Genomic DNA, 10,518 nt, shown 5'->3' on the forward strand with positions numbered 1-10,518 from the left:
TTTTCCTCCTATGCATTCACAGTCCCAAGTCCTGCCGCCATAAGTATGACGGTGGAGATAACAAACATCACCCCGAAGCAGGCTAGTATTGCCGCTGTAAGCGATAATACCGACGCTGCGCCTTTGAAAAATGTACCCAGCTCCTTTACCCCGAACATTTCGGCAGCCGCCTCCCCTGCGGTCATTGCAAGATAAAGGCAGAGGGTCTCGAGGACGGGGGGCAGCAGGGTCACGCAGAGGGCGATTATCCCGAAGGCTCCTGCCGCTCCCCTGAGAAGCCCAAGTCCCGAGCGCATTGTGGAATATGCGTCTGCTACGGCGCTTCCCACTACGGGGACGAAGTTTGATACCACGAATTTTGCAGCTTTTACGCCCAGAGTGTCCGCCGATGCTCCAACGATGGACTGAATGGACAGAAGCCCCGTAAAGACGGTCATTGTGAAGCCGAGAAACAGTGTCGTCATCTTCTTCATAAGCCCCGTCACCGATGACAGGCTGAATGTGGGATTTACGGCGTCGATGATATTCATAGCCATACAGACGGATATGACGGGCATAAGAATATCCGAGGCAAGCTTTACCGCGGCTTCGGCAATGAGCAGGACTATGGCATTGTAGCTCAGCGATGAGGCGGCGTTTCCTGCGGCGGCGGATATCCCTGCAAACACAGGCACATAGCAGAGCATAAACTCGCTGCCGCTTTCAAGTGTGGCGGCAGAGTTTTTTATGCAGGTTTCCATTGAGGGCACGGTCAGGACTATGGCTATCATTACGGTTATGGTCCTGTAAAGCCCGCTGCTGCCTTTGTTTCCGATGGAGTCTGCCGCCGCTCCCGATGCGGCTCCGAGAATTATGACCGACAGGACTATCCCGAAAAGTCTCACGGGAGCAGCGGCGCTGTATTTAAGCTTTTCCCACATATATGAGACCACGGTTTTGGGAGTCAGCTTTGTTATGCTGTCGGGGTCATCGGGAGAGATGCCCTTATCATCCAGAAAGCTTTCCGCGTCATAGGGCAGGGCTTCGGATATTTCGCTTATGCCGTATTCCTCCGCAAGGTCTCCCAGGGATATTTCTTCGGCGGATACAGATAAGGAAAACAGCAGGAGGGTGAGTGTCGCTGTTATTATGGCAAATATTTTCTTTTTCATTTCATTGTCCTTTAATATATAAGCTCCAGCGCAAGCTGTGCTGTCTTTTCAAATAGCGGGAGAGATATAAGGAGCAGGGCGGTCTTGCCTGCCATTTCCGCCTGCACCGCAAGTGTGCCCTCGCCGCTGTCACGGCAGATGTCCGAGGCAAGCTGGGTGAGGTAGCATATGCCGAGACCCTTGAGCATTACGGTAAGATAGGCTTCATCTGCGGATATCCTGCCGTACATATCCTCTATCCGCCCGATCATAGGAACGAGGCAGTCAATAACGACGGCGGCTATCCCTACGGCAAGGGCTGTTTTTATTAACACCCCGTATTCCTTTGCCGTACTGTCGAACACACGGCACATTACCGCGGCGAATATACATACTCCTGCTATTATAATAAGCTTATCCCCTGCCATAGCTATATACCGAAGGTCTCGCGGACGGTCTCGAACAGCTCGCCTATCTCGCTTATCATAAGCATAAGCACAACCACAAGCCCTGCAAGCGTTGTCATAAGCGCCTGCTCGTCACGCTCTGCCTTTTTGAGCAGAATATTCAGCACCGATACGATTATCCCTACCCCTGCCACCTTGAAAATAAGCTCGATATCCATTGCTTTACCGTTCCTTTCATTTGTTATCGCATTATACTGATCTTTAATCGTTCTGCAGACAAAGCCGAGGATCTGTCTATAGGTTGGTCAAAGATTATAGCAAGACACAGAAATAGACTGACAAAAGGAGGCGAGTGCAAAGCTTGAAGAGTTAGGAAGGAACCCGCAGGCAGGCTTGCCGCCTGTCAAGGGTGAGTGACGACACTATTCAAGCTTTGAACTGCCGAACTTGGCAGGATATTTTTGTGGATCGCTATAGTATTAAACAACTATCACAGCGATAAATGCTCCCGTGACCGCGCCAAGCGCTCGGTACAGCTTTCCTTTGGCAAGATACTGCTCCTTTGCTTCAATAATGAGTCTGTCCGTTTCCTCACAAAGTATGGAAAGGGCGGAAAGCTGACCGTCACAGTCACAGGAGCCGAGTATTCTGCCTGTTCTCGATAATACCGATACTCCCTCCGCAGGAATATCGCCCGTATTTTCGGACAGTGCCTTTTCCCAGATCTCGTCAAAGGAAGCAAGTCCCTTTTCAAAGCAGTCATCGGAGTATTTTTTCAGGGGAGCGATAAATTTAAGTCCCGACAGTTCACTGTCCTCAGAGAGACGGCGGACTATTTCCGAGACCTCAAGGGCTTCATAGCGTATCATAAGCCTCAAAGACTCAAGCATTATCCGCACCTGCTTCAATGCGCTGACTCTTGCTTTCAGCCCCTCTGCCGCAAGGGAGCCTGTCATTACCGATGTTATGAGCAGAAGAAGCGTTCCTATTAGTTTTATCATCATACCTCATCACCGCTTTCTTTAAGCTTTATAAGCTCCTCAGACTTGTATATCCGCTTTATATGCCTGTCCTCAGTTAATACGGCGTATTCAAAAGCTTTGCAGGCGATGAGAGGATAGACGCTGCCGCAGAGGAGCTCTGTCACGCTGCCGCAGTGTGTTGAAGCCGCAATTTTAACTCCGCTTATCCACGCCTGTCTCAGTGCCGAAATATCGCTGTCGGAGCCTATCTCGTCGCATACTATCATTCTCGGGGACATTACTCTGATGGCTGTCAGTATCCCGTCCGTTTTGGAAAAGCCGCTGAAAACATCTGTATTAGCTCCGACGTGATTATTTGCATTTCCGCCGCTGACGGAAGCTATCTCGTAACGCTCGTCCACAAGGGAGACGGGGTACCTGTCCCCTACCTGACGGCAAAGGTCTCTTAGTATAGTGGTCTTGCCCGAGCAGGGTGCGCCGAATATGAGTACGCTTTTCAGCCCGTTCTGCATAGCGGTCAGGACTATTTCATCTGCCGCCCCCCGCACCTCCCCTGCTATGCGGAAATTTATGCCGTTTATGTATTTGAGATTTTCTATTTTTCCCGAGGGAGAATAGACCGCTGTGCCGCCAAAGCCTGCTCTGTGACCTCCTGCGACGGTCACAAAGCCGCTGTTTATCTGGCTCTGACAGCTGTGGACCGAATAGCGGCAGACTGCTTCGAATGAATGTCGGATATCCTCCATAGTCACTCGGAGCGCTTTGTCCGCAGAGCTTGTATATGCTCCGTTTTCCGTAAGATAGACATATTGGTCGGGAAGGGTTATGCTGAGGGGTCCCCCCGAACGCAGCCTTATCTCGCTGATATTCCCGCACACTCCGACGAGCGCCTTTGAGATACGGGGACTGAAATATCTCAGCACATTTGAAACTGCCGTCATTTTTATATCATTCCTTTCACGGGAGTTTGATAACCTCTTTCTTTTGTTTGTACATTCTATTCGGCGTTGGGATGATTTATGACTTACATAAGTGTTTTGCCTTGAAGCGGTGGACGAGCGAATATTTTCCTGCTCTTAAATTAAGGTTTTCTACCCCGAATGGGGGGGACCGGGTGGTGAAAAACAACCATGATCTTTTTTGAATACTATTGACTTTTTTGAGAAAAACGATTATACTGTAATTAACGTTACAGAACGCTCGTTACAGAATAAGAATTACAGATAGGAGGATTATTATGCCACCGAAAGCGAAGTTTACAAAGGAACAAATCATAAAAGCGGCACTCGCCGTTGTTTCTGAAAAAGGAGCACAGGCACTGACTGCTAAGGAGCTGGGTGCGGCGCTTGGCACATCCACCACCCCGATTTTTACAGTGTTTGATTCTATGCAGGAAGTTCAGGATGCGGTAATGCTCGCAGCTATGGAGCGATTTGAAGAATACGCACACAAAGCGGCATATATCAAGCCTGTTTTTAAGCAGGTCGGTATGCAGATGATCCTGTTTGCAAAAGAAGAACCAAAGCTGTATCAACTTATTTTTATGTCTTCAGGCAGCAAAGCACAGACCTTTGATGATATTTACGCTCACTTGGGTCCGGTTGCCGATGAATGCATGGATGTACTTCAAAAAGACTACGATTTGAGCAAAGACAATGCCAAAACTCTGTTCGAGCACGTTTGGATCCACACCTTCGGCATCGGCGCTCTGTGCGCCACCGGTATGTGCGATTTTTCTCATGAACAGATCGCCGATATGCTGACACAGGATTTTACCGCCATGATGATGCTGATGAGATCCGGCAGATCCCACTGAATAATGCACAGAGATCGTTCCGACGTATGCGGAAACGGTTTCGTATCTGTAATTTACAATTCATATTCAACACAAAGGAGAGCATAATGACAAAAGAAAAAACAAAAAACTCCTCTTTCTCAAATGTTATGTATATGCTGAAAATATTGTGGCACGGGAGTAAGGGGTACGTTATCTACACCTTCATCAAGGAATTCAATCAGAATGTATTCTGGACAATATTTTCGGTATATCTGACAGAGTGGATATACGTTGCTATCGAAAACGAAACGCCCTTTACAGTGCTTGCTTCATTCGTTGGGGCAATGTGTATCGGGCATATCTGCATACACATCATGTGTGCGATACACCAGCTTTGCGAAAAGCAGTTCCTGCCGAAAATGTACCGGGATTTTTACAAGCGTGTTATACGAAAGTCTATCTCAATGGAATACGCCGAATTCGAGCGTCCCGACTTTTATGACAAGTACACACGTGCGCTGAATGAATGTCAGCAGAGAGGCAGCACCATTCTCTACTACTCCGCTTATCTTGTGGCAGGCATTGCCTCGGTAATAGCGGCAACAGTTATTGTTGCGGACGTTGACCCATGGCTGCTGCTGTTCATCGTGCCCATGGTCGCAGTTTCAATGTTCTTTGGCAAGAAGGAGGGCGAAATCTACTATTCCCTTGATATGTCAAACACCCGTGACGGACGTATAGGCAGCTATGCAAAGCGTGTATTTTATGAAAAGAAATACGCATCGGAACTGCGTATTTTCGGTATAGGAAAGCTTCTTCTTTCCCGTCATGAAAAGGCATACGAGGAAATGGAGGAGCGCACACGAAAAATGCGCAGAAAGCTGTGTATTATCGAGCCTGTAAAGTGGATATTATACAGCATTCTGTCAACCATTCTTCCATATCTTTACATAGCATTCGTGCTGAACAGCGGCGAGGCGCAGACCGCCGCTTATGTTGCGATGATACCTGCCCTTGCGACTCTTTCATGGCGTACCTCCGACGCAGTCGAGCTTATCGTTGCCCTTGCAAAGGAAAGTGCATTTGTAACAAATCTGCGTGAGTTTCTCTCCTATGAGCCTAAGACCGATGCCAATGAGCTTATCAAGGCGGAAAATCTTTCGGATATTGAGATAAATGATATGGGCTTTACCTATGAGGGCGCAGACAAGCCTACCCTTCACGATGTTAATATCAGTATCAGAAAAGGAGAGAAAATCGCTGTTGTAGGTCAAAACGGTGCGGGCAAGACGACCCTTGTCAAGCTTATTATGGGATTATACTCCCCTACTGAGGGTGCCGTAAGGATCAGCGGTGAGGATACTGCCAAGTACGAGCCGAAATCACTTCACCGCCGTTTCGGTACGGTATTTCAGGATCTGCAGGTGTTTGCACTTCCCCTTTCCCACAACGTGCTTATGCGCAAGCCGAAAAATGAGGAGGAGCGCAGACTTGTTGAGGATTCACTCCGTAAGGCGCAGTTCGGTGACAAGCTTGACAGCCTTGAAAACGGTATCGACACAATGGTAACAAAGGAATTTGATGAAAACGGAATAGCTCTTTCCGGCGGTGAAGCACAGAAGATAGCCATTGCCAGAGTTTTTGCACGAAAGCCCGATATTGTTATCCTTGACGAGCCAAGCTCCGCACTTGACCCTATTGCCGAGTACAATATGTATAAAAATATGCTTACTGCAACGGACGGTGAAACGGTCATCTTCATATCACACCGTCTTTCCGCCACCCGTGACGCTGACCGTATCTATATGTTTGAGCAGGGTACGATCATTGAACAGGGCAGCCACGCCGAGCTTATGGCGCTGAACGGAAAGTATGCCGAAATGTGGAAATTACAGGCACAGAACTATTTAGCCGAGGAGGTGACGGCATGAGCGAAAAGAAAAAAGATAAAATCAGTATGAAACGTCTTATTTCCAATGTTTTGTATGTGATAAAATACGCCTTTCATCACGACAGCAAGCTGCCTCTTTCCTATATTATAAGCCGATGTGTATTTATGAGTATCGGCGCATTTATCGACACCTTTCTGCTTATGGAGATAATCAACATTTTCACCACAACTGCCGATATTCTGAGCATTGTAAAGGTGCTTGCGGTCATGCTCATTCTGTTCACCCTCCATATGTTTGTTTTTCGCTTACTTGAAAACTATTTCTGGACGAAGATGGTAGGCTTTGAGGGCAGGGTCCAGCGTGAGCTTATGGAAAAAGCGCAGAAAATGGACCTGCAATACTATGATATTCCCGAATATTATGATGATTTTGTAATTGCCGCTTCCCAGTCCGAGGAAATGTGCAAAAAAGCAATAATGAGCGCAGCCAACATTATTTCTCAGATCATGGCAATGCTTGTTGCGGGTACTATGATATTAACTGTCAATGCGGTGATTTTTATTTTCCCTGTGATCGGTTTTGTTGTTAATATCATAACACGTTTTATAATTACGAAGTTAGAGTACGAATACAATCTGGAAAAGCAGCGTATCGGCAGAAAAGCTGACTACTCAAAACGAGTTTTCTATCAGCCCGAATATGCCAAGGAGATCAAGCTGACAGGCATTGAAGAAGCACTTATGGAGCAGTATGACGAAGCAATCGCCGAGGAACGCAAAATGGCACTGGGTTACTCCCTTAAAATCATCGTGCCGACCCTTATAAACTGGATAACGGTTTTCACCCTGTGTCAGTTCTATGCTGTTCCTGTTTATCTTGCCTACCTTGCAATTGAGAAAAAGTCAATTCAGCTGGGCGAGGTCGCATCGCTGAATAATGCCTCTAACGGTATCAGGGACTATCTTGACAATATGAACTATGCATTGGTGGATTTTCAGAATGTGGGACAGTATGCAGAGAAATTCCGCCGCTTTATGGACCACGAAATAGGCATTGAGGGCTGTGAGGGTGAGGTGCCCGTCCCCGAGGACGACTGCACCCTTGAACTGCGCAATGTAAGCTTCAGATACAAGGATACAGAAAAGTATGTGCTTAAAAATGTCAGCATGACGATACGAAAGGGTGAAAAGCTTGCTCTTGTGGGTGAAAACGGAGCAGGCAAGTCCACGCTTATAAAGCTTATCATGCGCTTGTATGATGTGACCGAGGGTGAGATACTTTTCGGCGGAGTTGATATACGCAGGCTGAACACCAAGGCTTACCGTCAGAAGATCGGTGCAGTTTTCCAGGATTTCCAGATCTACGGCGCAACTCTTGCTGAGAACGTAAAGACAGATTTTGTGGGTGAAGACGACAGCAAAAAAATCGTTGAGGCACTTAACAGGGCTGACTTCGGCGGAAAGCTTAAATCTTTCAAAAATGGTATCGACACAGAGCTTACCAAGGAATTTTCCGAGGAAGGAACAATGCTTTCGGGCGGAGAAAGTCAGAAGGCTGCAATTGCACGAATGTTTATGCGTGATATGCCAATCGCCATACTTGACGAGCCAAGCTCTGCGCTTGACCCCATTGCCGAGTACCGTCTCAACAAAAGCATGCTTCAGAATGCGGAAAATCAAGCAGTCATCCTTATTTCACACCGTCTTTCCACCACAAAGGACGCTGACCGAATAATTCTCCCGGAAAACGGCTCCATCGCCGAAAGCGGAACACATTCTGAACTGCTTGCCAAAAACGGCATTTATGCTCAAATGTGGAATGTTCAGTCAGAAAAATACTGCGCTTCGATTTATGCGTGATCGGGCAGATAATCTGATTGATATATCGGAATTTGCGGGGGTCGCCCCGCGGCGAGGTCGCGCTGTGAATCTGTGCGGGACGGTTATTTTGTCTCCGCGCCGATAGGTTTTGTATTGGCTCGACATATCGGAATATATCAGTCATTATATTTGTATCGTTACCGAGCCGATAGTCTGCCGCCCAAACAAACTATAGAACGTCTCGCTGCGGGTCGTCACCCGCAAATCGGAATATATCGGTCTGTATATTTGTATCGTTACCGAGCCGATAGTTTGCCGCCCAAACAAACTATAGAACGTCTCGCTGCGGGTCGTCACCCGCAAATCGGAATTTGGCGGGTGACAACATAGACTCAGCCCTTTAAGGGCTTTTGCAAGCCACCCGTTTTACGGGTGGTTCAGTCTGTCGAAAACCCCTAATCCGCATGCGGATTAGGGGTTAAAAAGTATATTCAGGAAAAAGCGGGAGCAAAAGCCCAAAAATAAAAGGATATACAAAGGAGTTTCCACCTATGAATTGCATATTATTTGAGGTTCATGGCAGCAAATTTAAGCCTAACACAGTTTGTGACCTGGGATAAGCCTCGGAGATTTGTATAACACATAGCGTGTTTTTCTTTTGCGTCCGCAAACACTCGCTCGATAGTTCTTTGCGTTTTTCATAAAGAGCCTTGTATTTGGGTGTATGGCGAATATCCTCAGAACGCTCAACATATTCTTCCCAGATATGTGTTCGACTTCGTTTAGTGCTGGTGACCCGTACGGGAATTGAATCAAGTTCCTGCTGTTTTCTATCTTATCGCAACATATCAGAAATGGCTATTTTACGTGGTTTTCCGACTTTCAACTTGTTCTGATTTTGTGTAAAATATCGTGATTTTTCATATCAATAAGACCCAAATAAGTCCCAAATAAGACCCAAGACCAATGCATATTTCTGCTTGAGATCTGCCGCCGATTGCTCGGCGGTTTTTCTTTATTATGCTTATTATTTCCTTTGCCTAGAGTTGCTCTGAAATCTGTTGCTTTTACCCGCAGATCATAATCGGTGATTACTTATGGATAGATTAACAATGCTCTTGGTAACATCTGAAATACACTGATTTGTTTTTGAAATGGATACGAATAATGTTCACACCCTAAATCGAAAGCAATAAGTTCATATTTCTGATTCATAATACCAAGATAAAATATCGTTACATTGGCGATTTATCTATGAGTTCCCAAGGTTCTATATCTTGCCAAACACAATGATCTGCTATAAGCTGCCTATTTTCAATAGGCAAGTTCATGAAGTCGATAATGTGATCATTCGGGAAAAGACTTTCGCAGTAGCAAGGAAATACTCCCTCCGGTACAATTCCGATTCGTTCAGTTTCAAGTAATCGGCTTACCAGAGCATGTCCATCGACAAGTGATACCGGATATCCTGCTTTACGAATAGCCAAATAGAATTTTACAGTTTCAATTGTTCTGGTAAGTGCAGAACCCGAAAGAACGAGCTTGAAGCCATCATCATAGTGCCTAACATATAGGGAGATATGAGTGGAATTACCGCCTCTGCATACTTCCCATGGGTGACCATATTTATCCTTGAGATGAAGCCACTTAATAAACTCTTCTTCAGAGAACGCATCAATTTCTCCTAAACTGTCATCTCTTCCATCAGCATATCGGTAATACTGTTCTTTTGCCGAAAGGTCTGTGTCAGGATAATTGTTTGCCTTATATCCAAGAGCGCATAGTTCAAAAAAGTCATTAGCGGTGAGATGAGGTATTCTTTCAGAACTATCTGATGTATGCTCATTCACCAAAGAAACAAACTCGTTTATTTCATCTTGCGTTATGTCTTCGAAGAAATTAACGCGACACTGTGGGAAAATGTCCCAGTAATCCTTACGAACTATCGTTCCGGTTCTGTGGTTGAAAGGCAGCGAGGAATTTATTCTTTCATTGTACGTGCCGGCGTGAAGTTCAGAAAGACATCTTTTGATTTGTTCCAATATCCATCCGGTCAATTCAGAGATATCTTCTTCAAATGTGAAGTCCTTTTTCCGAGGATCTACTTCAATTACAAGGTCATGATTAAGGAATATCGCTCTATATCCGCAGTCTTCACGTTCAACTGTGCAAAGAACATACCAAACAGTATCATTTGGGTAGTAAGTGTTCCACAGTTCCTCAAATTCACTTCTGTCCTCGACCTCTCCTTCTTCAAGAAGTTCATCGTAGTCTCCAAAGGCTTCAATAGGACCTCTATCTGCGGTTATCCATAAGTCATGAACATTATTGTCATCCCTTATTGGCTTAATCTGCTTCATTAGCTGAAAAATTTCGTCTATGTTCTTAACAGATTTATCATCAAATGGGATAGCACACTCATTTAGATGCCTATAGCGATGCGCAAGAAAATCTAAATTGCCATCAATGACGGGTGCATACATATTTATTCCTCCGTTTCTATATAGCT

9 protein-coding genes and 1 pseudogene are annotated in these 10,518 nt (G+C 45.9%); 3 read left to right on the top strand and 7 right to left on the bottom strand.

What is annotated here, in order from left to right; genetic code table 11:
* Nucleotides 1-8 precede the first annotated feature (8 nt).
* The 5 genes from ACI4J0_RS10010 to ACI4J0_RS10030 all read right to left on the bottom strand — a co-directional run bounded on the left by ACI4J0_RS10010 (nucleotide 9) and on the right by ACI4J0_RS10030 (nucleotide 3,461).
* A complete protein-coding gene (locus ACI4J0_RS10010) occupies nucleotides 9-1,151 on the bottom strand; it encodes a stage III sporulation protein AE (protein ID WP_439765665.1) in 1,143 nt (380 codons plus the stop codon).
* A gap of 11 nt (nucleotides 1,152-1,162) precedes the next feature.
* Nucleotides 1,163-1,558: a SpoIIIAC/SpoIIIAD family protein gene (locus ACI4J0_RS10015; protein WP_439765666.1), complete on the bottom strand. Its 396-nt coding sequence runs from the start codon at nucleotides 1,556-1,558 to the stop codon at nucleotides 1,163-1,165.
* Between the two features lie 2 nt (nucleotides 1,559-1,560).
* A complete protein-coding gene (gene spoIIIAC, locus ACI4J0_RS10020) occupies nucleotides 1,561-1,755 on the bottom strand; it encodes a stage III sporulation protein AC (protein ID WP_432649368.1) in 195 nt (64 codons plus the stop codon).
* 261 nt (nucleotides 1,756-2,016) lie between these two features.
* A complete protein-coding gene (locus ACI4J0_RS10025; RefSeq protein WP_439765667.1) occupies nucleotides 2,017-2,541 on the bottom strand; it encodes a stage III sporulation protein AB in 525 nt (174 codons plus the stop codon).
* Complete coding sequence (locus tag ACI4J0_RS10030; protein ID WP_439765668.1) at nucleotides 2,538-3,461, bottom strand: stage III sporulation protein AA; 924 nt, start codon at nucleotides 3,459-3,461, stop codon at nucleotides 2,538-2,540. The genes ACI4J0_RS10025 and ACI4J0_RS10030 overlap by 4 nt, the downstream gene beginning before the upstream one ends.
* Nucleotides 3,462-3,757: 296 nt before the next feature.
* On the opposite strand from ACI4J0_RS10030, the gene ACI4J0_RS10035 reads away from it, so the two are divergent.
* The 3 genes from ACI4J0_RS10035 to ACI4J0_RS10045 all read left to right on the top strand — a co-directional run bounded on the left by ACI4J0_RS10035 (nucleotide 3,758) and on the right by ACI4J0_RS10045 (nucleotide 8,048).
* Nucleotides 3,758-4,336: a TetR/AcrR family transcriptional regulator gene (locus ACI4J0_RS10035; RefSeq protein WP_439765669.1), complete on the top strand. Its 579-nt coding sequence runs from the start codon at nucleotides 3,758-3,760 to the stop codon at nucleotides 4,334-4,336.
* 86 nt (nucleotides 4,337-4,422) lie between these two features.
* Nucleotides 4,423-6,228 (top strand): ABC transporter ATP-binding protein, encoded by a 1,806-nt coding sequence (locus ACI4J0_RS10040; RefSeq protein WP_439765670.1) that lies wholly within the window; start codon nucleotides 4,423-4,425, stop codon nucleotides 6,226-6,228.
* Nucleotides 6,225-8,048: an ABC transporter ATP-binding protein gene (locus ACI4J0_RS10045; protein WP_439765671.1), complete on the top strand. Its 1,824-nt coding sequence runs from the start codon at nucleotides 6,225-6,227 to the stop codon at nucleotides 8,046-8,048. Before ACI4J0_RS10040 ends, ACI4J0_RS10045 begins: the two co-directional genes overlap by 4 nt.
* A 527-nt stretch (nucleotides 8,049-8,575) precedes the next feature.
* On the opposite strand, the pseudogene ACI4J0_RS10050 reads toward ACI4J0_RS10045, so the two are convergent.
* Nucleotides 8,576-8,778, bottom strand: a pseudogene (locus ACI4J0_RS10050) (transposase); the annotation flags it as partial.
* A gap of 466 nt (nucleotides 8,779-9,244) precedes the next feature.
* Nucleotides 9,245-10,518, bottom strand: a 1,274-nt coding sequence (locus tag ACI4J0_RS10055; protein ID WP_439765672.1) for a hypothetical protein, incomplete at its 5' end; no start/stop codon positions are given.

The sequence above is a fragment of the Huintestinicola sp. genome, assembly GCF_051882455.1.
Lineage (GTDB): Bacteria > Bacillota > Clostridia > Oscillospirales > Ruminococcaceae > Huintestinicola.